This is a genomic window from Sphingomonas sp. Leaf407 (assembly GCF_001425385.1).
Taxonomy (GTDB): domain Bacteria; phylum Pseudomonadota; class Alphaproteobacteria; order Sphingomonadales; family Sphingomonadaceae; genus Sphingomonas.
In genome coordinates this window covers 45,095-67,106 of sequence record NZ_LMQO01000003.1, presented here as the reverse complement: position 1 = coordinate 67,106, position 22,012 = coordinate 45,095, and the positions used below count along the sequence as shown (strand labels likewise).

Sequence of the window (22,012 nt, the reverse complement as noted above, 5' to 3'; positions counted from 1 at the left end):
GCATATGGGCGATTTGAACGGTAGCAGGGGTCATGACGACACCCTCCTCCGCCCCTGCGACCATCAACATGCCGCGGTCGCTGTTCCTGCTCTCGATCTTCTACGGCGGCATGGTGTGCATCGCCGGGGTGCTGGGCAACAAGCAGGTCGCGATCGGGCCGCTGGCGGTGGAAGCGGGCATCTTCGCTTTCCTGCTGCTGGTCGCGGTGTCGAGCGCGGTGGCGGAACTGCATGGCCGGTCGGTCGCCAACCGGCTGGTGCAGTTCGGATTCATCCCGCTCGTGACCTCGATCGTGTTGCTGCTGGTCGTGCTGGCAGTCCCGCCGTCGTCATCGATGGAACCCGAACGACTGGCGGCGTTCGACCTGATGATGCGTGCCACGCCGCGCATCTGGGGAGCGGGTATCCTCGCCTATGGCATCTCGCAGACGCTGAACGTCACGATCTTCGACTGGCTGAAGCGTGGGCAAGGCAAGCTGCTGTGGCTGCGCGCGGCGATCGCCAGCGTGTTGTCGCAGATCGTCGATACGCTGATCTTCATCTCGGTTGCCTTCTATGGCGTGTTCCCGATCGGCGAGTTGGTGGTCGGGCAGATGCTGGCCAAGGTCGTTCTGTCGATCGTGCTGGTGCCGCCGCTGATCTATGCGTTCGTCGGCCTGGGGCGGTGGCTCGATCGGGTTCGGTAGGAATAGGGATTCGGTTTCACGCGAAGACGCGGAGAAGAAGAGGTTTTCGCGCAGAGGCGCAGAGGGCGCAGAGAGGTTGCGCCTGCCGCGATAGCGGCTCTCTGATTGCCGATACAGCGAAGCGAGAGGCTTCGCCGAACAGGCCGAACTCTTCCGGTCCACACCCTCTCTGCGCCTCTGCGCCTCTGCGCGAAAATTCACTTCCCTTCTTCACTCCGCGCCTCCGCGTGAACCCAACTTCTTCCCTCGCCCGCGATAGGCCGCTAAAGGCGCGGCCATGACGAACGCACCCGACCCCCGCATGCTCGCCAAGGCGGAAACGCTGACCGAGGCGCTGCCCTATCTGCAACGCTATGCGGGCCGCACGTTCGTGGTGAAATATGGCGGGCACGCGATGGGCGACCCCGAACTGGCGCGCGATTTCGCCGAGGACGTCGTGCTGCTGAAAGCGGTCGGCATCAACCCGGTCGTCGTCCACGGCGGCGGGCCGCAGATCGGCGCGATGCTTAAGCGGCTCGGCGTCGAATCGCGCTTCGTCGATGGCCTGCGCGTCACCGACGCCGCCACCGCCGAGGTCGCCGAAATGGTGCTGGCCGGCAAGATCAACAAGGAAATCGTCGCGTGGATCGCGCAGGCGGGTGGCAAGGCAGTCGGCATTTCGGGCAAGGACGCGCAGCTCGTCACCGCCGAAAAGGTCAACCGCAGTGAGCCGGACCGGACGCAGGGCATCGAGCGCCATGTCGACTTGGGCTTCGTCGGCACGCCCAGCAATGTCGACCCGACGATCCTCCACAGCCTCGCGCGCGACGGTTTCATTCCGGTCGTCGCCCCGGTGGCGTTGGGCGCAGACGGCCACACCTATAACATCAACGCCGATACCATGGCGGGCGCGATCGCAGGCGCGATGGGGGCGTCGCGCTTCTTCCTGCTGACCGATGTCGCGGGCGTGCTCGACAAGCAGGGCGAGTTGCTGCGCGACCTCGACCCCGCGCGTATCGCCGCGTTGCAGGCCGACGGCACGATCAAGGGCGGCATGATCCCCAAGGTCGAGACGTGCGTCGATGCGGTAGCCAAGGGCGTCGATGCGGCGGTCATCCTCGACGGTCGGGTGCCGCACGGGATGCTGCTCGAAATCTTTACCGAACAGGGTGCAGGCACGCTGGTTCGCGCCTGAGGCTTGGAGTGCCGCCCCGCACGCCCTATAGTCAGGCCGTCATTCGAAAGGTGCTGCGTTGAACGTCTTGCTCGAAATCGTCCAGGTGCTCCTGAACATCCTGTGGTGGATCATCATCGTTCAGGCGATCCTGTCGATCCTGCTGTCGTTCAACGTCATCAACACGCAGAACGACGTGGTCCGTCAGCTCTACAGTGGTCTGGTGACGCTGACCGAGCCGATCTATCGCCCGATCCGGCGCATCCTTCCCGACTTCGGGGCAATGGATTTCGCGCCGTTCGTGGTGCTGATCCTGATCCAGATCGTCGATCGCATCATCATTCCCGCAATCGCGCGCAATACGGTGGGGATGTTCATCTAGAGTGGTTTCCGACCAGATTGAACCATCGTCATCGCCCTGCGGGCGACCGCGTGCGCGGCGGGCCGGTTTCGATCCGGGGCTGCGTTGCTCGTCGGTCACGATGCTTCAGCATCGCGCCCTCCTCGCGCCTTGCCCCCAACCGAAACCGGCTCCGTGATGATGATCCAATCTGATCGAAAACCACTCTAACCGCGCGACGGGCTGACGAAGACCGCCTCGATCGGCAGGTCAAACAGTTCGGCGATGCGGAAGGCGAGTGGGAGCGACGGGTCGTAGCGGCCCGTCTCGACCGCGTTGACGCTCTGGCGCGATACCTCCAGCCGCTCCGCCAGGTGCTGTTGCGACCAGCCCCGCTCGGCGCGCAGGGCTCTCAGGTGGTTGTTCATTCCGATCCCCGCAGGCTGGCAAGCGTGCGGGTGCAGGTCGCGACGCCGAGCGCACCGAACCAGATCGTCGCGGCATAATAGCCCCGGACGTGCCCGATCAGGTCGAACCCTTCAAGGAAGCCCAGCGCGGTGGTGATCGACAGGGTGACTCCGGTCGCCACCAGAATGTCGCGGACCATCTGTGCCCGGAGATATTCGTCGTGCATCTCGACCAGCAGCCGCCCGATTACCACGAATACCAGCGCGATCGGCATCGCTGGCAACACCGCCGCCAGATAGGCCAGCGCGCCGGTGGGCGCGCTGTAGCGGAACCACAGGTTAACCCCGACCAGCGCGACACCGTAGAGCGTCATGACGCTCACCAGTCGGACGGTGTAACGTTTGATTTCCTGCGGCATGGGCATGTTGGCGTCCTCCACTATTGTGAAGGACGCTTTACATGACAAGCTCGCTTTACGTCAAGCGTCCTTTACCTCGTCGGGACGGGTTCGGCGCCGCTATAGTCGTAGAAGCCGCGCTTGACCTTGCGGCCGTACCAGCCGGCCTCGACATATTTCACCAGCAGCGGCGCGGGGCGGAATTTGGGATCGCCCGTCCCCTCGAACAGCACGCGGGTGATTTCCAGACAGGTGTCGAGGCCGATGAAGTCGGCCAACGTGAACGGCCCCATCGGATGGTTCAGCCCCAACTGGCAGGCGGCGTCGATGTCGGCGATCGTCGCCACGCCCTCACCTAGCGCGAAACAGGCTTCATTGAGCATCGGCATCAACACGCGATTGACGATAAAGCCGGGCGCGTCGTTGGCATGGACGATGCGCTTGTTCAAGCTCTGGCCGAACGCCTCGACCGCCGCGACGGTCACGTCGCTGGTGGCGAGGCCGCGGATCAGTTCGATCAGGCCCATCACCGGCACGGGATTGAAAAAATGCACGCCCACGAAACGCGCCGGATCGGGCGAAGCCTGCGCCAGCCGGGTGATCGGGATCGACGAGGTGTTGCTCGCGAGGATCGCGGTGTCGGACAGCGCCTTGCCGACGGTCTCGAAAATCTGGCGCTTGATGGCCTCACGCTCTGTCGCGGCCTCGATCACCAGATCGCACGGGGCCATGGCGGCGAGATCGCCGACCGGCGTGATCCGCTCGAGCGCGGCGTCGGCGTCCGCCTGGGTCAGTTTTTCCTTCGATACCGCGCGGGCGAGCTGCTTCGCGATGCCGTCCTTGCCCGCCTGCGCGCGGTCGACCGATACGTCGGACAGCAACACGGCATAGCCCGCCTGTGCCGATACCTGCGCGATGCCCGCGCCCATCTGTCCGGCGCCGATCACTCCAACCGTCTGCATATGCTACCTCTCTCGACTATTCTGCCCTGTCGCCCGCGATAGCGGGTTTGCGTGGTTCGTCCATGGCGGTAACGCATCGGCCATGCGCGCGCTCCTGTCCCTGCTCCTCGCCCTGCCCCTCCTCGCCTGCGGCGGTTCGACCGATCGCGACCCCGGCGGGAACGGCGCCACCCCCGCCCCGGCGGCATCCTCGCCCGCCACGGTCGCCGATAGCCGGACCGCACCGGCGCCGGGCGGACTCAAGACCTTCACCGACTGGACGGTGGGATGCGACAATGGCGCCACCTGTCAGGCGAACGCATTGATGAACGAGGATGCCCCGGCACCGCCGGTGCTGTTGTCGATCGAGCGGGCGGCCGGGCCGGACGGGGCGATCCGGGTGCGGGTACAGAGCGAGGGCGAACCGCGCCTGCCGCTGACGATCACGGTCGATGACGTGGCGGTGGTGCGCGGCGGCGCGCGGGCGGGCGAGTTCACGCAGTGGACCGGCGCGCCGGCGGCGACGATCGCCCGCGCGATCGCGGGCGGACGGTCAGCGGCGATCACCGGTGGCGACGGACAGGCGATCGGTACGCTGTCGCTGACCGGGGCGTCGGCGGCGCTGCGCTGGGCGGATGCGCAGCAGGGTCGCGCCGGCACGACCGGGGCGCTGATCGCCAAGGGGAACCGCCCCGACGACCGGGCAGTCCCGGCACTGCCGGTGGTGCTGGCCCCGACCATTCGGGGCGAGGCGGCGCTGCTCGACCCGCAGTTGGTCAAGGCGATGCGGCAGAACGCGAAGTGCGAGGGCGAAGACCTGCCCGACGTCACCACCAAGGCACTGGGCGGGGGGCGGACGCTGGCGCTGGTGCCGTGCCTGACCGGGGCGTATAATATCGTGACGGCAATCTTCGTGGTTGCGGCGGGCAAGGCCGTGCCGGCGGCGTTCGATACGCCGACGGTGTTCGACGGCGGGTCGCTGGGGCTGGCGGCGAGCACGCCGTTCCTCATCAACGCCGATTTCGCTGACGACATACTGTCGAGCGATGCCAAGGGGCGTGGGCTGGGCGATTGCGGGATCGGCCAGCGCTTCGCATGGGACGGGGCGCAGTTCCGCCTGATCGAGCGGCGCGAGATGGAGGAATGTCGCGGGAGTATCGATTTCATCCGCACGTGGACGGTACAGGTGGTGCGGTGAAGGTTGCGCTTTTGTGGGTCCGGTAACGGTTTTGCGGTTGTGGCACAGTGGATTCCGGCGTTAGCCGGGATGACGATGCCTCCCTTGCGTCAGGGCGCGATGGGCAAGGGGCGGGCTTCGGCAAGAATTACGCAGAAAGCACCGTCAGTGCCGCACCATTGCTGGCGGGGAGTCCAGCCGCCGGCACGCAGCAACAGGCGGGCGTCGCGGTCGCTGTATTTATGGCTGTTTTCGGTGTGGATCGTCTCGCCCGCCGTCATCGACAGGTCGTGGCCGTCGATGGTGAAGCGGATGTCGCGCACCGCCTTCAGGTGCATTTCAATGCGCGCGGCATCGTCGTTCCAGCGCGCTTCGTGGACGAAGGCGTCGATCGGCACCGTCCCGTTCAACTCGCGGTTGATCCGTTCGAGCAGGTTCAGATTGAACGCGGCGGTGACGCCGGCGGCATCGTCATAGGCGGCGGTGAGGATGGCCGCATCCTTGATCCGGTCGATGCCGATCAGCAGCAACGCCCCCTCGCCCAGCCAGTCGCGCATCGCGGCGAGCAACGTGGTCGCGGCCTGCGGCTCCATGTTGCCGATGGTCGATCCGGGGAAGAAGCCGAGCTTGGGCATGTCGGCGACTTCCGCCGGCAGCGGCACCGGCTTCATGAAATCGGCCTCGACCGGCAGCACCGGCAGGCCGGGGAATTGCTTCGCCAGCGCGGCCGACGAGCTGCGCAGGAAGTCGCCCGAAATATCGATCGGGACATACGCCGCCGGTTCGATGCAGTTGAGCACGATCGGCGTCTTGACCGACGATCCCGAGCCGAATTCAACCACCGCAACCCCATCCCCCACCGCACCGACCAGTTCGGGGCAGATGGTGTGAAGGATCGCGGTTTCAGCGCGCGTCGGATAATATTCGGGGAGCGCGGTGATCTCCTCGAACAGTTCGGAGCCGCGCCGGTCATAGAACCAGCGCGCCGGAATCGCCTTTTGCGGCAAGCGCAGCCCGGCGAGCACGTCGGCGCGGAACGCGGGGTCGGCGCGGGTCGCCATCGGCGCTTCGTCGGTCAGCAGCATCACAGATCCTTGGCGAGCCGGACGCCGGTGAATTGCCAGCGCTGGTGGGGATAGAAGAAATTGCGGTAACAGGTGCGGGCATGGCCGCGCGGGGTGGCGCACGACGATCCGCGCAGCACGAACTGGCCGCTCATGAACTTGCCGTTATACTCGCCGACCGCGCCTTCGACCGCGCGGAAGCGGGGATAGGGGCGGTACGCGCTGCCCGTCCATTGCCACACGTCGCCGAAAAAGGCGGGGCCGTGCGCGGCGGGGCGCGGTTCGACCGGGCCGGCGGCGTCGAGCTGGTTGCCGCCCGCCGGATCGTGGGACGCGGCATGCGCCTCCCATTCGAATTCCGTCGGCAGGCGCGCGCCGGCCCAACTCGCATAGGCGTCGGCCTCGAAGAAGCTGACATGGGTGACGGGCGCGGCGGGATCGATCGCGCGGCGCCCGTCGAGTCCGAAGCGGGTCCAGACGTCGCCGCGCCGCTCCCAGTACAGCGGGGCGTCGATGCGGTTGGCCTGCACCCACGCCCAGCCGTCGGCGAGCCACAGCTTCGGGGTCGTGTACCCGCCATCGGCGATGAACTCGGCCCATTCGCCGTTGGTGACGGTGCGATCGGCAATGGCATGGGGGTGGAGCAGCGTATCATGGCGCGGGCCTTCGCAATCGAACGCGAAGCCTTTGCCGCAATGCCCGGCCTGCACGATGCCGCCGGGGTGTTCGATCCAGCCGATCGGCGGCGGCACGGCGACCGGGCGCTTGGGTTCGGGGGCGAACATCGCCGGTTCGAGCGGGTTTTCGCTAAAATGATGCAGGATGTCGGTCAGCAACAATTCCTGATGCTGTTCCTCGTGATGACATCCCAGGGCCACCAGTTCGAGCGCGGCTGGCGGCAGATCGGGCAAGGCAGCGATCAGTGCGGCGTCGACGGCGGCACGGTAGCCGCGCACTTCGTCCAGCGACGGGCGGGTAATCATGCCGCGCCGGGCGCGGGCGTGGCGACGCCCCTCCGCCTCGTAATAGCTGTTGAACAGGAACGGGAACCGGTCGTCGTGGAGCGCATAACCGGGTACAAGGTCGCGCAGGACGAAGGTTTCGAAGAACCAGGTGGTGTGCGCCAGATGCCATTTTACCGGCGAAGCATCGTCCATCGACTGCACGCTGGCATCGGCATCGGACAGCGGCGCGGCGAGCGAGTCGGTAAGCGCGCGGACGGCGCGGAAGCGATCGGCGAGCCAGAGACATGGCGCAGTGGCGGAGGCCGGTATCGACTGCATTCCGGCCTGCTCCCGCTGCTATGGCCGGGGGCGCTCCCCCCCAGGCACCCATAAAACGTCCGATGTCCCGTTTTTGTTCAGCTTTCTGGCCAGTACGAACAGAAAATCAGACAAGCGATTGAGATAGGCCAATAAATCTGGATTGAGCCGCGCGATATGATCGGCGGCGACCGCCGAGCGTTCGGCGCGGCGAACGATGGCGCGGGCGAGGTGCAGCGCGGCGGCGGCACCCGTCCCGCCGGGCAAGATGAACGAGGTGAGCGGCGTGAGGTCAGCGTTGACCCGGTCGATCGCCGCCTCGACGGCCGTCACCTGACCGGGGACGATGCGCAGCGCACCGTCGATGCCGGCGGGGGTGGCAAGGTCCGCTCCCACGTCGAACAGGTCGTTCTGGATCGTCAGCAGCGTCGCCATGGCGGGATCGTCGCCCAATGCGACAATGGCAAGGCCAAGCGCCGAATTGGCCTCGTCGACATCGCCCATCGCTTGCACCACGGCGGCATCCTTCGCCACGCGCGATCCGTCGACAAGGCCGGTCGTCCCCGCATCGCCGGTGCGGGTGTAGATCCGGTTGAGCTTGACCATCAGGTGCGGCCGGCGACGAACAGCAGCACGACGACGATCAGGATCGCGATCGCCTGAAACAGCACGCGGGCCTGCATCATCTTGTTCGATTTGATGGCGTGTTCGCTCGGCCCCTCACCGCGCACCTCGGCGCTGCCCTGCGCCAGAAACGACACGATGCCGCGCACGAGCGCGACGACGACAGCGATCATCGCCGCGATCAGCAACAGGACGAGGAAGGTGTTCATGGGCCTGAAGCTAGGGACTTGTGGTGCCGATGCCAAGCGGTAGCCGGCCAGCACGCAGATCGTCGGCCAGTGCCGGTCCGTCGACGCCGCCCGCGCGCAGCAGCGCCAGCGCGGACGCGCCGCTGCGCTTGGCAAGGCGCTGGCCATCGGGGCCGGTCAGCAGCCGGTGGTGGCGCCATGTCGGGACCGGCAGGTCGAGCAGCGCCTGCAACAGCCGGTGGATGTGGGTAGCGTGGAACAGATCAACCCCCCGCACGACGTGGGTGATCTCTTGCGCGGCATCGTCCACGGTGACGGCGAGGTGATAGCTGGTGCCAGCGTCCTTGCGCGCGAGGACAACGTCGCCCGAGGGGAGCGGATCGGCGGCGATCGTGCCGGCGATCTCGTCGGTCCATGTGAGCAGACCCGCGAGCGCGACCGCGCGCGCCATGTCGATCCGCCATGCGTGCGGGCGGGCGAGCAGCGCGGGGTCGCGGGGCAGCGCGCGGCAGGTGCCAGGATAGCGCACCCCGTCCGCGCCGTGCGGGGCCGACGCACTGTCGGCGACCTCGCGGGCGATGTCGGAGCGGGTGCAGAAACACGGGTAGAGTAGGCCCTGCGCGCGCAACCGGTCGAGGGCGGCGGCATAGTGCGCCATCCGCTGCGACTGGAACACTACCTCGCCGTCCCATGCCAGCCCGAGCCAGTCGAGGTCGGCAACGATGCCGGCGACATGCTCGGGGCGGCTGCGGCCGGCATCAATATCCTCGATCCGCAGCAGGAAACGGTCGCCCGACGTCCGCGCGCGATCATGCGATTCGATCGCGGCGAGCGCGTGGCCGAGGTGGAGCGGCCCGGTGGGGCTGGGGGCGAAGCGGGTGACGACGGCACCGGTTTGACTCATGGGGTCGCGCCGTGCTGTCATGCCAGCGTAATCGATGCCGATCATATCGGCTGCGACCTTTACGCGAGGGGGACTTCATGTACCATCCCGATCGCCTCCGCCATCCCGATGGCTGTCCCGCGCTGGTGCTCAACGCGGACTATACGCCATTGAGCTATTACCCGTTGAGCGTCTGGCCGTGGCAGACGGCGGTAAAGGCGGTGTTCCTCGACCGCGTCGACATCGTGGCGGAATATGAGCGCGAAGTGCGCAGCGCGTCCGCCAGCATCAAGCTGCCGTCGGTGATCGCGCTCAAGCAATATGTCCGGCCATCGGCATTTCCGGCGTTCACCCGGTTCAACCTGTTCCTGCGCGACCGGTTCAGTTGCCAATATTGCGGGGCGGCGCACGACCTGACGTTCGATCACGTCATCCCGCGCGCGCAAGGGGGCCGCACGACCTGGGAGAATGTCGCCACCGCCTGCGCGCCGTGCAATTTGCGCAAAGGAGGCCGCACGCCCAAGCAGGCGGCGATGCCGCTGTACGTCGCGCCGATCCGCCCGACGAGCTGGCAGTTGCAGGAACAGGGGCGGCGGTTCCCGCCGGGCCATCTGCACGAGACGTGGCACGACTGGCTGTACTGGGACGTCGAGTTGGAGGCGTGAGCGGGACGGCTGGATCGTGCCGCTGCCACCCGGCGTCATCCCAGCCTTCGCTGGAATGACGTCTGGTTCGGCGTAGCGCTTATTCGCCCTTCGAGGTCAGCGGCGGGGTCTGCTGGTGCTGGACGACGGTCCAGACGCCGTGCTCGATCCAGCGGTAGGTCGAGGTGCAATAGGCCAGATACGCCTCGCCGCCCTTTTGCGCTTCTGCCTTGTAGGCGACGACGATCAGCCCTTCCTGCGGGCGGGCGACCTGGCGGTCGGTCAGCGATACCTGATCCCAGCGCGGGGTGTCCTTCACTGCGTCGATCGCCTGCCGGCCGGTGAAGACGAACGGCGGGGTCGGCAGCACCATGAGGCATTCGTCGTCGACCGACTCCTCATAGTGCGCCGCATCAGCAGTCCACAGGCTTTCCTCGAAGCTCCAGATGCGATCGTCGTCCATGGTCGCTTGTCTCCAGTGATTGTGGAGGGTCCAGCGCGCGGCAGCACCCGGCGGTTCCGGCAAGGGTGCGCGGCGGACGGTTCGGCCCGCCGCAACGCCGCTTGCGCGCGCTGTCCTATCCCAATAGGACAGTGTGATGTTCCGGCGCCGCGTTTCCCGTCCCGACCACGCTCCGTCCGGGGAGTCGCCCGACCCGAGGATCGCGCCGGGCGACATCGGGCGGCTATCCCGCCCCTTGTCGGGCGAGGCGCTGGCGCGCAGGCGGACGCTGGACGGCGCGCCGGCCGAACCGCCGCGCACGCTGCGCGACGATCCGGGGACACGGCGGCAGCGGATCGATTCGTTCGATGGCGCGCTGGCGGCATTCGACCGGTCGTTTCCCGGTGCTGGTGGCGGCGGTGGTCAAGGCGATGGCGGCGGCGCGGAGCCGCCCCGGCGCAAGCGGCCGCTGCGCTGGTATCTGCGCTGGGCGATGCGGGGGTTGGGCGTGCTCATCGTCCTGCTGGTCATCGCGATCGCGTGGCTGGCGCTGACCGCGCCGCTGTCCAAGTCGCTCGAACCGCCTGCCCCGCCGTCGATCACCTTGCTGTCGGCCGAAGGAAAACCGATCGCCGAGCGCGGCGCGAACATCGGCAAGCCGGTCGACGCCGCCAAGCTCCCCGCGCACGTGACGGAAGCGTTCATGGCGATCGAGGACCGACGGTTCCGCACCCATTGGGGGGTCGACCCGCGCGGCATCGCCCGCGCGCTGTGGACCAATACCGCGGCGGGCGGCGTGCGGCAGGGGGCGAGCACGATCACCCAGCAGCTCGCCAAGAATGCGTTCCTCGATTCGGACCGGACGGCGGCGCGCAAGCTGCGCGAGGTGATGATCGCCTTCTGGCTGGAAGCGTGGCTGACCAAGGATGAAATCCTGTCGCGCTATCTGTCCAATGCCTATTTCGGCGACAATGCGTACGGCCTTGATGCCGCCGCGCGCCATTATTTCAGCCGCGCGCCCAAGGACCTGACCGTCGGACAGGCGGCGATGCTGGCGGGACTGGTCAAGGCCCCCTCGCGCCTTGCCCCGACCGACAATCTGAAGGGCGCGCGCGCGCGGCAGAAGGTCGTCGTCGGCGCGATGGAGGCGGCGGGCTATCTGACGCCGGCCGAGGCCGACCGCGTCCAGCCGGCCGTGCTGCGCGTCGGCGGCACCCGGACGTTGCCGTCGGGCACCTATTTCGCCGACTGGGTCTTGCCGCAGGCGCGCGACCGCGCCGGCGGGATCGGCGCGGATCGCAAGGTCACGACCACGCTGGAAGTGAAGATGCAGCGCGCCGCCGAGCGCGCGGTGCGCAACGCCGGGCTGAAACAGACGCAGGTCGCGATCGTCGCGATGCGACCCGACGGGCGGGTGATCGCGATGGTCGGCGGCAAGGATTACCGCGCCAGCCCCTTCAACCGCGCGGTGCAGGCGCGGCGGCAGCCGGGGTCGACCTTCAAGCTGTTCGTCTATCTCGCCGCGCTGCGATCGGGCCTCGATCCCGACAGCGACGTGCTCGACGAACCGGTGACGATCGGCGAGTGGAGTCCGAAAAACAGCGACGGCCGCTATCAGGGGACGATCAGCCTGACCCGCGCGTTCCAGCGTTCCAGCAACGTCGCCGCCGCCCGGCTGACCAAGGAGGTCGGCGTCAAGAACGTGATCCGCGCCGCGCGCGATCTGGGCATCTCCACGCCGATCGCCAACGAGGCGTCGATCGCGCTTGGCACCTCGACCGTGTCGCTGCTCGAACTCACTAGCGCCTATGCCGCGATCGCCGCCGGCGAGGCGCCGATCGTGCCGCGCGGGCTGGTGGAGGAACAGGAGCCGAGCTGGCTCGACAAGCTGCGCTCGTCGCGCAAATCGCTGGGCAAGCACGAGCTGGAGGGGATGCGGACGCTGCTGGCGGCATCGATCCGGCAGGGCACGGGCAGCGCCGCGAACCTGCCCGTAGAGGCGTTCGGCAAGACCGGGACGACGCAGGACAGCCGCGACGCGCTGTTCATCGGCTATGCCGGCGGGATTGTCGCCGGGGTGTGGCTGGGCAACGACGACAATACGCCCAATCCGGGGCTGGCCGGGGGCGGATTGCCCGCACGCATCTGGCGCGACTTCATGCGCCAGGCGCTCGACCTGCGCGCGCCCGAACCGGTGGTGGCCGAACCCGAACCGATCGACAATGCGATCGACGCGGTACAGGAAGCGCTGGGCATCCCCGACGAGGGGCCGGTGACGGTGGAGGGACCGGGCTTCGACGTGTCGCTCGACCGCGACGGGCAGGTGCGGTTCAATCCGCGCGGGGAACGGCGGCGCGAGAATGACGGCCCGCCACCGGTGGACGATCGGCGCGCGCCGGAGGATGAGGGCGAGCAGTAGGGGCTCGTCGAGGTATCTTTCGTCCTTCCCACGCAGGCGGGAATCCATAGACGCTGACGTGGGGTCTTGGGCCGCAACGGTTGCGGCTATGGATTCCCGCCTTCGCGGGAATGAAGAACGGGGACGCTCCATATTCGTCACCCCGGACTTGTTCCAGGGTCCACCGATCCGCAGGCGCTGTCGCCGGAGAGCGAGACTCACCGTAAGCGGCGACGTGGACCCCGGAACAAGTCCGGGGTGACGGTTTGGATTTGTCGGCCAGCACCTCTCTCCATCGCCCGCCACCCATCGCCACCCATCCTCGACCCATAGCCATCCCACTTCGTACCGGGACCCACGGACGGGTTCGGGCAACGGTTGACCCCCGCCCGCCCGCGTTCCAAGGCGCTGGTCATGCGTTTCTTTTCGGACAATGCCGCCCCCGCCCATCCCGCCGTGCTGGAGGCGATTCTCGGGGCAAACGGGCAAGATACCGCTTATGACGGTGATGCGCTGAGCCGGCGGCTCGACGCGCGGTTCGGCGAGCTGTTCGGGTGCGAGGTCGCGGTGTTGTGGGTGCCGTCGGGCACCGCCGCGAACTGCCTCGCGCTGACCGCGATGTGTCCGCCGCATGGCGGCATCGTGTGCCACCGCGAGGCCCATATACAGAATGACGAGGGCGGCGCGCCCGAATTCTACACCCATGGCGCCAAGCTGATGCTGCTCGACGGCGAACATGCCAAGCTGACCCCGGATGCGATCACCGCGTTCCTGTCCACGGTGCGCGACGATGTCCATCAGGTGCAGCCGCAGGTCGTATCGATCACCCAGGCGACCGAGGCGGGATGCGTCTATACGTCCAACGAAGTGGCGGCGATCGGTGCGGTCGCGCGTGAGCGGGGATTGGGGCTGCATATGGACGGGGCGCGCTTCGCCAATGCGGTGGCGCATCTCGGCTGCACACCCGCCGAGGTAACGTGGAAGGCCGGGGTCGATGCGCTGAGCTTCGGCTTCATCAAGAACGGCGGCATGTCGGCCGAGGCGCTGGTGTTCTTCCGCCCCGAACTGGCGAAGGTCGCGAAATATCGCCGCAAGCGCGCCGGGTTGCTGGCGTCGAAGGGCCGGTTCCTCGCAGCGCAGTTGCTGGCGATGCTGGACGACGACGTGTGGCTGACCAATGCGCGCACCGCCAATGCCGGGGCAGCGATGCTGGCGGAAGCCGCGGGCGCGCGGCTGGTGCATCCGGTGCAGGCCAACGAGGTGTTCGTGGCGCTCAGCGCAGACGAGGCGGTGGGCCTGCGCGCGCAAGGGTTCGATTTCTACGACTGGGGCGAGGGGCAGGCGCGGCTGGTGGTGGCGTGGGATCAGGGGGCCGAGGTCGTGGCACCACTGGCCCGCGCGATCGCCGCGCTGTGAGCGACGCCGCCCCACCCCGCTCGGCGACCGCCGCCGTGCTGGTGCCATTCGGCATCGTCACGCTGATCTGGGGATCGACGTGGATCGTCATCCGTGACCAGTTGGGCGTGGTGCCGGCATCCTGGTCGGTCACGTATCGCTTCGTGATCGCGGGGGTGACGATGCTGGCATGGGCGGCGATGCGCGGCGACCGGTTCGCGCTCGACCGGCGCGGGTGGCTGTTCGCCGCGGGCCTCGGCGTCGCGCAATTCTGCCTGAACTTCAATTTCGTCTATCGCGCCGAACTGCATATCACCTCCGGGCTGGTGGCGTTGATGTATGCGTTGCTGATCGTGCCCAATGCGGTGCTGGCGCGTATCTTCCTTGGCCAGCGGATGGGCAGGCAGTTGCTGGTCGGATCGGGCATCGCGCTGTGCGGCGTCGCGCTGCTGTTCCTGCATGAAGCACGGGTGCATCCCGAAAGCGGGGGCGAGGTGCTGCTGGGGCTGGGCATCGCGCTGGCGGGCGTATTCGCGGCATCGGCGGCCAATGTGATGCAGGCGACGCCAACCGCGCGGGCCTATCCGATGGTGCCGGTGCTGGGGATCGCGATGCTGATCGGTGCTACGATCGACGCGACCTATGCCGGGGCGACGGTGGGGGCGCCGGTGTTCGACTGGCGGTGGGGCTATGTCGCCGGGCTGTTCTACCTCGGCATCGTCGCCTCGGCGGTGGCGTTCACGCTGTATTTCGGGCTGATCCGGGTGATCGGCCCGGCGAAGGCGGCGTATAACGGCGTGATCGTGCCGGTGATCGCGATGCTGTTGTCGACCTTGTTCGAGGGTTATCGCTGGTCGCTGCTGGCAGGCGCAGGCGCGGCGCTGGCGCTGGTCGGGCTGGTGGTGGCGCTCAAGGCACGCAGGCCGAACCGGTAGTCGGGATAGGCCGGGGTCCAGCCGAGCACGCGCCTGGCCTTGCCGTTGGCGACGCGGCGGTTCTCGGCATAGAAGGCGCGGGCCATCGGGCTGAGCGTCTCCAAGGCCACGAACGGCGGCGGGGGCAGGCCGAGCAGCGCGGCGGCATAAGCGACGACTTCGTTCTGCGAACACGGCAGGTCGTCGGCGAGGTTATAGGCCCCGGCGGGCGCGGCAAGGCCGCGCGCGACGCCGTCGGCGATGTCGGCGACATGGATGCGACTGAACACCTGATCGGGCAGGTCGACGCGGTGCGCCTTGCCCTCCGCTACCCGGTCGAGCGGCGAGCGGCCGGGGCCGTAGATGCCGGGGAGGCGGAACACGCGCGCGCCCATCGCCAGCCAGTCGGCGTCGGCGGCGTTGCGGCCGGCGCGGCGGCCGGCGATGGGCGATGCCTCGTCGACCCAGCCGCCGCCGGCATCGCCATACACCCCGGTCGAGGAGAGATAGGCGAGGACCGGACCGCCCAGCAGATCGCGGTAGGCATTCAGCACCGGATCGCCATCGGCATCGGGCGGGATGCTCGACAGGATCGCGGTGGCGGCGCGCGCCTCGAACGCCACCCGATCATGGTCGGCGAAGGCGATGGTGCCAGCGCGACCGTCGCGGGTGGTGCCGGCGACGCGCCAGCCGTGCGGCTCCAGCCGGTCGGCGATGGCGCGGGCGGTGTAGCCCGTGCCGAAGATCAGCAGGCGCATGGTCGTTCGCTTTCGTTCGTTCCGATCCCGCCATCACCCCGGACTTGTTCCGGGGTCCACGGTTCCGCGCAAGCAACGATTGCGGCGTTCGCGGCACGGTGGACCCCGGAACAAGTCCGGGGTGACGATGGGGGGCGAGGACCCGTCATGCCATCACTTCGCGCCGTAGCCGCCATAGAGCAGGCCGAAATAATCGCCCTTGTTCCAGCGCGGCCGTTCGTCGGCATTGGCAAGGTCGAGCGCGATGTCGTGGTTGAGCCCCACGAACGCGCGCCCCGCCGCCCAGTCGAACGCCTGGGTCATGTCGTCGCCGGGCTGGTGGTAGCGGTGTTCGAGGAAGTCGGCGATCGCCGCCTTGCCCGGGCCGGCGGGACCGGTGTCGAGCGATACCGCCGGGATGCCCGCCTTGACGAAGCTGTAATGGTCCGACCGGACGAAGATCGCTTCCTCGGGTTCAGGATCGGGGGTGAGTTTCAGCCCGCGCACGGCGGCGGCGCGGCCGACCGCCTGCGCCACGGTCGAATGGTCCGCGCCGATCGCGACGAGGTCTTCGAAGCGATAGGTCAGGATCGGCATGTCGAGGTTCACGTCGGCGACGATCGATCCGACAGGCACCGTCGGATTCTGCGCGAAATAGTCGCTGCCGATCAGGCCCTTTTCCTCGGCGGTGACGCTCACGAACAACAGGCTGCGGCGCGGCTTCTTCACGTCGGTGGCGAACAGCTTGGCCGCCTCGATCATCGCGGCGGTGCCGGCGGCATTGTCCATCGCGCCATTGTTGATCCGGTCCGCGCCGGCCGGCAGGTCGGGATCGGTCGAGACGCCGATATGGTCGAGATGCGCCGACAGCGCGACATATTGGTCGCGCAAGGCTGGGTCGCTGCCGGGCAGCTTGCCGACGATATTGCTGCTGTCGAACCGGGTGACGATCCCGCGCTGCTGCGTCGACACGCGCACGCCGGTGGCCCCGCGCGGGGTCGGCTGGCCCGCCGCATCGGCCTTTACCACCGCCGCCCAGTCGATCTTCGTGCCGGTGAACAGCTTGGCCGCACCGGTGGCGCTCAGCGCAGCGACCGCCTGCGCGGCGGGGGCGACGACGTGCGGCACGCCGTCCTTGCCCACCCACGTCATCCGCTTCGCGCGCCAGACACCGGCAATGTAGCTGAAGGGGTAGCGTTTGGCCTGTTCGGCATTCTCGATCGCGATCACGGCCGTAGCGCCCTTCGCCGCCGCAGTGGCACGTTTCGAATCGCCGCTGGCCAGATGCGCGCGGATCTCGCTCGGCAGGCCGGCGGGCGCGCCGTAGAGATAGGCGACGATCTTGCCCCGCACATCAAGGCCCGCATAGTCGTCGATCCCATGCGTCGCATCGACGACGCCGCGCCCGACGAATACCACCTCGCCACCGCGCCGGAAGTCGGCGTCGCGGAAGCTGGTCGGGGTGACGTAATCGGTGCCGAAGGTCAGCGCCGGGCGACCGGGCGCGGTCAGCCGCCCCTCGCCGTTCGGCACCAGCGCGGCGAGCGGCACCTTCTGCAGATAACCGCCGTCGTCGCCGGCGGGTTGCAGGCCGGCCGCGCGCATCTGATCGGCGACATAGGCGGCGGCGCGGTCATATTCGGGGGTGCCGGGTTCGCGCCCCTGCATCGCGTCGCTGGCGAGGAACGCGACATGCGCGCGCATCGCGGCTTCCTGCGGGGTGAGCGGCGGCGCGGTCTGCGCCAGCGCGGTGGTGGATGCGAGCAGCAGCGTGAGGGGCAGGAAGCGCATGGGGGTGTCCCGATCAAAAGGTCGGCGGAGGATGGCATGAAGCCGGTTCCGCATCCCCCTTCGTCACCCCGGACTCGTTCCGGGGTGACGAGGGGGTGTGGGCGGTCAGCTCACTTCGCGCCGTACCCGTTATACAGCGTGCCGAAGAAATCGCCCTTGTTCCACGCCGGGCGCTGGGGGGCGTCGGCGATGTCGCGGGCGATCTGGTAGTTCACGTTGATGAAGCGTTCGCCCGATTCCCAGTCGATCGGCGGCCCCTGCACGACCTCGTCCGAGGGCTTGTGGTAATTGTTGGCGAAGAACGCATCGACCGCCGCCTTGCCCGGCCCCGAGGTGCCCGGCCACAGGAAGACCGAGGGCACGCCCTGCTGCACGAAGCGGTAGTGGTCCGAGCGGACGAACAGCGCCATTTCCGGCATCGGATCGGGCGAGAAGCTGGCCCCCGCCTGTGCCGCCGCGCGCTTGACGATGTCGCCCAAGGTCGATCGCGCCGCGCCGAAGGCGATGACGTCGGTGAACTTGTAGGTGATGATCGGCATGTCGAGGTTGACGTCGGCGACCATCCTGCCGCCGGGGATCACCCCGGCGATCGTGGGATTGTGCGCGAAATAGTCCGAGCCGACGAGGCCCTTTTCCTCGGCCGTGACCGCGAGGAACAGGATCGAGCGGCGCGGCGCCTTGCCCGCCGCCTTGAAGCGCTTGGCCTCCTCAATCAGCGAGGCGATGCCGACCGCATTGTCCATCGCGCCGTTGTAGATCGTGTCGCCCTTCGCATTCGGGCTGCCGACGCCGACATGGTCGAGGTGGGCGGACAGCACGACCGTTTCGGGCGCCACGGTGGGATCGCTGCCGGGCAGGATGCCGGCGACGTTGTAGCTGGGCAACGGGGTCGTGGTGGTCCTGATCGCCACGTCGAGGCGGGGTTTCAGCGCGATCCCACGGAACTTGCCCTTGCCCTCCAGCGCGGTCGCCGCCCTGGCCCAGGTGGTGCCTGATCCGGCGAAGAGCTTTTCGGCGCCGGCCGCCGACAGCGTCGCGAGCGTCGGCACGCCGTCGCCCATGATGTGGCCCTTGCCGTCCGCTTCCGCCCAGGTGACGCTGGTCGGCTGCGCGGTGGCGACGGCCTTCGACATCGGCATGCGCGCCGCCGCTTCGGGTGTCTGGAGCGCGATCACGCCGACCGCGCCCTTGGCCTTGGCGATCGCCGCCTTGGTCGGCAGGCCGCTGAAGTGCGCCGCTTCCTCGCTGTCGAGGCCATCGGGCGCGCCACGCACCACCGCGACGATCTTGCCGCGCACATCAAGCCCGGCATAATCGTCGCGCGACGGCGACGACACGCCATAGCCGACATAGACGACCGGTGCCGCCAGCGTGGTCTGCGCCGACGCCGGATTGACGCCGGGCAGATACTCCTGCCCGAAGGTCAGCGGCTGACCGTTCAGGGCGAGCTTGCCCATGTCGGCCGGGCCGACCTTGATGAGCGGCACGCGCTGGAGATAGCTGCCGTCGTCGCCCGCCGGACGCAGCCCCGCTGCATAGAATTGCGAGGCGACATATTGCGCCGCGATGTCGAATTCGCTCGACCCCGCGTCGCGGCCGCGCATCGCGTCGCTGGCGAGGAACATGACATGCGCCTTCATCGCCGCCTGCGCCGGCGGCAGGACGGCGTTGATCTGGGCATTGCTCGCCTGAACCTCAGCGGCGGTCGGCGCGGCGGGCGTGGCGGGTGCGGGCGCAGGCGGCGTCTGGGCGAGCGCGGCGGTGCTGAACAAAAGACCAAGCGACAAGGCTGGACGGAACATTGGAATCCTTCGACAAGCGATCATAGATACAGGCGTACCGCCAGTCGGGGCGGCGTGCAACGCGCCGGCTGCGACCGGCACCAACGGAAGTCCCTATGCTTATGCTCGATGCGACGCGCACCCCGATCGCCCCGCCCGTCATCCGGCGCGATGCGTATCGCGCGCCCCCATGGCAGGTGCGCGACGTGGCGCTGGATTTCGACCTCGATCCGCGCGGCACGCATGTCACCGCGACGCTGTCGGTGGTGCGGCACGGCGACGAGCCGTTGCGGCTGGACGGCGACGGGCTGACCCCACGCGCGGTGAAGGTCGACGGCGTGGCGTTCGATGGCTGGCATATGGACGGCCCGGTGCTGGTCGTGCCGCTCACCGGCGACGCGCATGAGGTGACGACCGAAGTCGTGATCGAACCGCAGGCCAATACCCAGTTGATGGGGCTGTACGCCTCGGGCGGGAACCTGTGTACCCAGTGCGAGGCGGAGGGGTTCCGTCGTATCACCTTCTTCCCCGACCGGCCCGATGTGCTGGCACGCTACCGCGTACGCATGACCGCCGACAAGGCGCGCTTCCCGGTGCTGCTGTCGAACGGCGATCCGGTGGGCGCAGGCGATCTGGACGACGGGCGGCACTGGGCGGAGTGGCACGACCCCTTCCCCAAGCCATCGTATCTGTTCGCATTGGTGGCGGGCGATCTGGTGGCCAACCGGTCGCATTTCGTCACCGCGTCGGGGCGCGAGGTGGACCTCGGCATCTGGGTCCGCGCCGCCGACCTGGCCAAGACCGACCATGCGATGCACGCGCTGAAAACGTCGATGGCGTGGGACGAACGGGTGTATGGGCGCGAATATGACCTCGACGTGTTCAACATCGTCGCGGTCGATGATTTCAATTTCGGGGCGATGGAGAACAAGGGGCTGAACATCTTCAACAGCCGCTACATCCTCGCCGACCCGGATACCGCGACCGATTACGACTATGACGGCATCGCTGCCGTGGTCGCGCACGAATATTTCCACAACTGGTCGGGCAACCGCATCACCTGCCGCGACTGGTTCCAGCTCTCGCTGAAAGAGGGCTTCACCGTGTTCCGCGATCAGGGGTTCTCGGCGGATCAGGGATCGGCGGCGGTCAAGCGGATCGAGGATGTCCGGTCGCTGCGCGCGTCGCAGTTCCCCGAGGATGCCGGGCCGCTGGCCCACCCGATCCGGCCCGATGCGTATCAGGAGATCAGCAACTTCTACACCGCCACCATCTATAACAAGGGGGCGGAGGTCGTGCGGATGATCGCGACGATCCTGGGGCCGCAGGCATTCCGCGCCGGCACCGACCTGTATTTCGCGCGGCACGACGGGACGGCGGCCACCTGCGAGGATTTCGTGGTCGCGATGGAGGAAGCCTCGGGCGTCGACCTGTCGCGCTTTCGCCGCTGGTACGAACAGGCGGGGACGCCGCGCGTCTCGGCGATGCTGAAGCATACCGCCGGCGGCGGGCGCGCCACGCTGACGCTCCGGCAGATGGTGCCGCCGACGCCGGGACAGGAGGTGAAACGGCCGATGGTCCTGCCGCTCAGGGTCAAGCTGTTCGGCGGCGAGACGGGCGAGCCGGCAAGCGAGGAGCATCTGGTGCTGCTGGAGGAGGAAACCGCCAGCGTCACCTTCGAAGTGGTGGCCGAGCGGCCGATCCTGTCGATCAATCGCGGCTTTTCGGCACCCGTCATCGTCGAAACCGATCGCAGTTCGGCCGACCTCGCCTTCCTGAGCGCGCATGACGACGATCCGTTCGCGCGGTACGAGGCGATGCAGCAACTGATGCTCGACACGCTGGTCGCGTCGGTCGCGGGCGGGCGCGGCGAGCATGACGCGGTGGTGCAGGCGGTGGCGAACACCTTGGCCGACGACCGGCTCGACCGCGCGTTCGTGGCCGAGGCGGTGCTGCTGCCGTCCGACAGTTTCGTCGGCGACCAGATGGGTATCGTCGATCCCGATGCGATCTTCGCCGCGCGGGAGGCGCTGCGGGCCGACATCGGCCGGGCGCTGATCGCCGACTGGCGCGAGGTCTATGCCGCCACCGCCGCGCCCGACGGTTTCGCCTATACCCCCGATGCCAAGGGCAAGCGGCGACTGCGCACCGTGGCGCTGGGCTATATCGCCGCGTCGGGCGCGGCCGATGCCGCCGCCATCGCCTTTGCCCAATTCGATGCCGCCGACAACATGACCGACCGACAGGGCGCGCTGATGACGCTGGTCAATTCGGATGCCGACGCGCGCATCGCCGCGCTCGACATCTTCTACAACCGGTATCGCGACAACGCACTGGTGCTCGACAAATGGTTCACGACGCAGGCGCTATCGACCCGCACCGATGCGTTCGAGCAGGTGGAGGAACTGGCCGGGCACCGCGACTTCACGCTGACCAACCCCAACCGCGCCCGCGCGCTGATCGGCGCGTTCGCGATGAACCAGAAGGCGTTCCACCGGATCGACGGCGCGGGATACCGCTTCCTCGCCGACCGGTTGATCGCGCTCGACCGGATCAACCCGCAGACCGCCGCCAAGATGCTGCCCCCGCTCGCGCGGTGGCGGCGATTCGACGCGGCGCGCGGCCAGCGAATGCGCGCTGAGCTGGAGCGCATCCTGTCGGTGCCGGGACTGTCCAAGGATATGCTGGAGCAGGTGGGCAAGTCGCTGGGGTAAGCGGTTTCACCCCTCGTCAATCAATCCCGGTTAGTCTTTTTCGAATCAATGCGATGCGAAAAGGACCGTGCCG

At 67.9% G+C, this 22,012-nt stretch carries 21 protein-coding genes; 9 read left to right on the top strand and 12 right to left on the bottom strand.

Going from position 1 to position 22,012, the window contains the following annotated elements; all coding sequences use genetic code 11:
- The first annotated feature begins 32 nt into the window (after positions 1-32).
- The 3 genes from ASG37_RS09680 (at position 33) to ASG37_RS09670 (ending at position 2,221) form a co-directional block, all read left to right on the top strand.
- Positions 33-686 carry a queuosine precursor transporter gene (locus ASG37_RS09680; RefSeq protein WP_055759024.1) on the top strand — a complete coding sequence of 218 codons (654 nt, stop codon included), beginning with the start codon at positions 33-35 and terminating at the stop codon, positions 684-686.
- A gap of 277 nt (positions 687-963) precedes the next feature.
- Positions 964-1,860, top strand: a complete 897-nt coding sequence (gene argB / locus ASG37_RS09675; RefSeq protein WP_055759021.1) for an acetylglutamate kinase — start codon at positions 964-966, stop codon at positions 1,858-1,860.
- Between the two features lie 58 nt (positions 1,861-1,918).
- Positions 1,919-2,221 carry a YggT family protein gene (locus ASG37_RS09670; protein ID WP_055759019.1) on the top strand — a complete coding sequence of 101 codons (303 nt, stop codon included), beginning with the start codon at positions 1,919-1,921 and terminating at the stop codon, positions 2,219-2,221.
- Between the two features lie 185 nt (positions 2,222-2,406).
- Here ASG37_RS09670 and ASG37_RS09665 read toward each other — a convergent pair whose 3' ends face one another.
- The 3 genes from ASG37_RS09665 to ASG37_RS09655 all read right to left on the bottom strand — a co-directional run bounded on the left by ASG37_RS09665 (position 2,407) and on the right by ASG37_RS09655 (position 3,946).
- On the bottom strand, positions 2,407-2,607 hold the full coding sequence (locus ASG37_RS09665; RefSeq protein WP_055759016.1) for a helix-turn-helix transcriptional regulator: 201 nt from the start codon (positions 2,605-2,607) through the stop codon (positions 2,407-2,409).
- On the bottom strand, positions 2,604-2,969 hold the full coding sequence (locus tag ASG37_RS09660; protein ID WP_414888071.1) for a hypothetical protein: 366 nt from the start codon (positions 2,967-2,969) through the stop codon (positions 2,604-2,606). The genes ASG37_RS09665 and ASG37_RS09660 overlap by 4 nt, the downstream gene beginning before the upstream one ends.
- A gap of 107 nt (positions 2,970-3,076) precedes the next feature.
- On the bottom strand, positions 3,077-3,946 hold the full coding sequence (locus tag ASG37_RS09655) for a 3-hydroxyacyl-CoA dehydrogenase NAD-binding domain-containing protein (RefSeq protein WP_055759014.1): 870 nt from the start codon (positions 3,944-3,946) through the stop codon (positions 3,077-3,079).
- An 82-nt stretch (positions 3,947-4,028) separates the two neighbouring features.
- On the opposite strand from ASG37_RS09655, the gene ASG37_RS09650 reads away from it, so the two are divergent.
- Entirely contained in the window at positions 4,029-5,123 is a 1,095-nt protein-coding gene (locus ASG37_RS09650; protein ID WP_055759011.1) for a DUF1176 domain-containing protein, read from the top strand.
- Between the two features lie 89 nt (positions 5,124-5,212).
- On the opposite strand, the gene egtD is transcribed toward ASG37_RS09650, so the two are convergent.
- Genes egtD through gluQRS form a run of 5 tightly spaced genes read right to left on the bottom strand, consistent with a single transcriptional unit; the run spans position 5,213 to position 9,144 of the window.
- The gene (egtD, locus tag ASG37_RS09645; protein WP_055759008.1) at positions 5,213-6,187 is read right to left on the bottom strand and encodes an L-histidine N(alpha)-methyltransferase; all 975 of its coding nucleotides are present in this window, start codon (positions 6,185-6,187) and stop codon (positions 5,213-5,215) included.
- A complete protein-coding gene (gene egtB / locus ASG37_RS09640) occupies positions 6,187-7,449 on the bottom strand; it encodes an ergothioneine biosynthesis protein EgtB (RefSeq protein ID WP_055759006.1) in 1,263 nt (420 codons plus the stop codon). The genes egtD and egtB overlap by 1 nt, the downstream gene beginning before the upstream one ends.
- An 18-nt stretch (positions 7,450-7,467) precedes the next feature.
- On the bottom strand, positions 7,468-8,034 hold the full coding sequence (locus tag ASG37_RS09635) for a cob(I)yrinic acid a,c-diamide adenosyltransferase (protein WP_055759002.1): 567 nt from the start codon (positions 8,032-8,034) through the stop codon (positions 7,468-7,470).
- Positions 8,034-8,261 (bottom strand): twin transmembrane helix small protein, encoded by a 228-nt coding sequence (locus ASG37_RS09630; RefSeq protein WP_055758999.1) that lies wholly within the window; start codon positions 8,259-8,261, stop codon positions 8,034-8,036. Before ASG37_RS09630 ends, ASG37_RS09635 begins: the two co-directional genes overlap by 1 nt.
- A gap of 10 nt (positions 8,262-8,271) precedes the next feature.
- Complete coding sequence (gene gluQRS, locus ASG37_RS09625) at positions 8,272-9,144, bottom strand: tRNA glutamyl-Q(34) synthetase GluQRS (RefSeq protein WP_055758995.1); 873 nt, start codon at positions 9,142-9,144, stop codon at positions 8,272-8,274.
- 77 nt (positions 9,145-9,221) lie between these two features.
- Here gluQRS and ASG37_RS09620 point away from each other — a divergent pair, with 77 nt between their 5' ends.
- Positions 9,222-9,788 carry an HNH endonuclease gene (locus ASG37_RS09620; protein WP_055758992.1) on the top strand — a complete coding sequence of 189 codons (567 nt, stop codon included), beginning with the start codon at positions 9,222-9,224 and terminating at the stop codon, positions 9,786-9,788.
- Positions 9,789-9,867: 79 nt separating this feature from the next.
- On the opposite strand, the gene ASG37_RS09615 is transcribed toward ASG37_RS09620, so the two are convergent.
- The gene (locus tag ASG37_RS09615; RefSeq protein WP_055758989.1) at positions 9,868-10,230 is read right to left on the bottom strand and encodes a hypothetical protein; all 363 of its coding nucleotides are present in this window, start codon (positions 10,228-10,230) and stop codon (positions 9,868-9,870) included.
- 136 nt (positions 10,231-10,366) lie between these two features.
- Between ASG37_RS09615 and ASG37_RS09610 the strand changes: the two genes are divergently transcribed.
- The 3 genes from ASG37_RS09610 to ASG37_RS09600 all read left to right on the top strand — a co-directional run bounded on the left by ASG37_RS09610 (position 10,367) and on the right by ASG37_RS09600 (position 14,937).
- A complete protein-coding gene (locus ASG37_RS09610) occupies positions 10,367-12,628 on the top strand; it encodes a transglycosylase domain-containing protein (protein WP_082448211.1) in 2,262 nt (753 codons plus the stop codon).
- Positions 12,629-13,021: 393 nt separating this feature from the next.
- Positions 13,022-14,023, top strand: a complete 1,002-nt coding sequence (locus tag ASG37_RS09605; RefSeq protein ID WP_055758984.1) for a threonine aldolase family protein — start codon at positions 13,022-13,024, stop codon at positions 14,021-14,023.
- Positions 14,020-14,937 (top strand): DMT family transporter, encoded by a 918-nt coding sequence (locus ASG37_RS09600; RefSeq protein WP_055758981.1) that lies wholly within the window; start codon positions 14,020-14,022, stop codon positions 14,935-14,937. Before ASG37_RS09605 ends, ASG37_RS09600 begins: the two co-directional genes overlap by 4 nt.
- Here the strand turns inward: ASG37_RS09600 and ASG37_RS09595 are convergent.
- The 3 genes from ASG37_RS09595 to ASG37_RS09585 all read right to left on the bottom strand — a co-directional run bounded on the left by ASG37_RS09595 (position 14,847) and on the right by ASG37_RS09585 (position 19,246).
- On the bottom strand, positions 14,847-15,674 hold the full coding sequence (locus ASG37_RS09595) for a hypothetical protein (RefSeq protein WP_055758978.1): 828 nt from the start codon (positions 15,672-15,674) through the stop codon (positions 14,847-14,849). The genes ASG37_RS09600 and ASG37_RS09595 overlap by 91 nt on opposite strands.
- A 153-nt stretch (positions 15,675-15,827) precedes the next feature.
- Positions 15,828-17,444 (bottom strand): M28 family peptidase, encoded by a 1,617-nt coding sequence (locus tag ASG37_RS09590; protein ID WP_055758975.1) that lies wholly within the window; start codon positions 17,442-17,444, stop codon positions 15,828-15,830.
- 110 nt (positions 17,445-17,554) lie between these two features.
- A complete protein-coding gene (locus ASG37_RS09585; protein WP_055758972.1) occupies positions 17,555-19,246 on the bottom strand; it encodes a M20/M25/M40 family metallo-hydrolase in 1,692 nt (563 codons plus the stop codon).
- Between the two features lie 101 nt (positions 19,247-19,347).
- Here ASG37_RS09585 and pepN point away from each other — a divergent pair, with 101 nt between their 5' ends.
- Complete coding sequence (gene pepN, locus ASG37_RS09580; protein WP_055758968.1) at positions 19,348-21,939, top strand: aminopeptidase N; 2,592 nt, start codon at positions 19,348-19,350, stop codon at positions 21,937-21,939.
- Positions 21,940-22,012 lie beyond the last annotated feature (73 nt).

Bases quoted from the DNA above. Each gene is read 5' to 3' on its own strand.
- ASG37_RS09680 (WP_055759024.1), top strand. From the start codon at position 33: ATGACGACACCCTCCTCCGCCCCTGCGACCATCAACATGCCGCGGTCG.
- argB (WP_055759021.1), top strand. From the start codon at position 964: ATGACGAACGCACCCGACCCCCGCATGCTCGCCAAGGCGGAAACGCTG.
- ASG37_RS09665 (WP_055759016.1), bottom strand. From the start codon at position 2,607: ATGAACAACCACCTGAGAGCCCTGCGCGCCGAGCGGGGCTGGTCGCAA.
- ASG37_RS09655 (WP_055759014.1), bottom strand. From the start codon at position 3,946: ATGCAGACGGTTGGAGTGATCGGCGCCGGACAGATGGGCGCGGGCATC.
- ASG37_RS09650 (WP_055759011.1), top strand. From the start codon at position 4,029: ATGCGCGCGCTCCTGTCCCTGCTCCTCGCCCTGCCCCTCCTCGCCTGC.
- egtD (WP_055759008.1), bottom strand. From the start codon at position 6,187: ATGCTGCTGACCGACGAAGCGCCGATGGCGACCCGCGCCGACCCCGCG.
- egtB (WP_055759006.1), bottom strand. From the start codon at position 7,449: ATGCAGTCGATACCGGCCTCCGCCACTGCGCCATGTCTCTGGCTCGCC.
- ASG37_RS09635 (WP_055759002.1), bottom strand. From the start codon at position 8,034: ATGGTCAAGCTCAACCGGATCTACACCCGCACCGGCGATGCGGGGACG.
- ASG37_RS09630 (WP_055758999.1), bottom strand. From the start codon at position 8,261: ATGAACACCTTCCTCGTCCTGTTGCTGATCGCGGCGATGATCGCTGTC.
- gluQRS (WP_055758995.1), bottom strand. From the start codon at position 9,144: ATGAGTCAAACCGGTGCCGTCGTCACCCGCTTCGCCCCCAGCCCCACC.
- ASG37_RS09620 (WP_055758992.1), top strand. From the start codon at position 9,222: ATGTACCATCCCGATCGCCTCCGCCATCCCGATGGCTGTCCCGCGCTG.
- ASG37_RS09615 (WP_055758989.1), bottom strand. From the start codon at position 10,230: ATGGACGACGATCGCATCTGGAGCTTCGAGGAAAGCCTGTGGACTGCT.
- ASG37_RS09610 (WP_082448211.1), top strand. From the start codon at position 10,367: ATGTTCCGGCGCCGCGTTTCCCGTCCCGACCACGCTCCGTCCGGGGAG.
- ASG37_RS09605 (WP_055758984.1), top strand. From the start codon at position 13,022: ATGCGTTTCTTTTCGGACAATGCCGCCCCCGCCCATCCCGCCGTGCTG.
- ASG37_RS09595 (WP_055758978.1), bottom strand. From the start codon at position 15,674: ATGCGCCTGCTGATCTTCGGCACGGGCTACACCGCCCGCGCCATCGCC.
- ASG37_RS09590 (WP_055758975.1), bottom strand. From the start codon at position 17,444: ATGCGCTTCCTGCCCCTCACGCTGCTGCTCGCATCCACCACCGCGCTG.
- ASG37_RS09585 (WP_055758972.1), bottom strand. From the start codon at position 19,246: ATGTTCCGTCCAGCCTTGTCGCTTGGTCTTTTGTTCAGCACCGCCGCG.
- pepN (WP_055758968.1), top strand. From the start codon at position 19,348: ATGCTCGATGCGACGCGCACCCCGATCGCCCCGCCCGTCATCCGGCGC.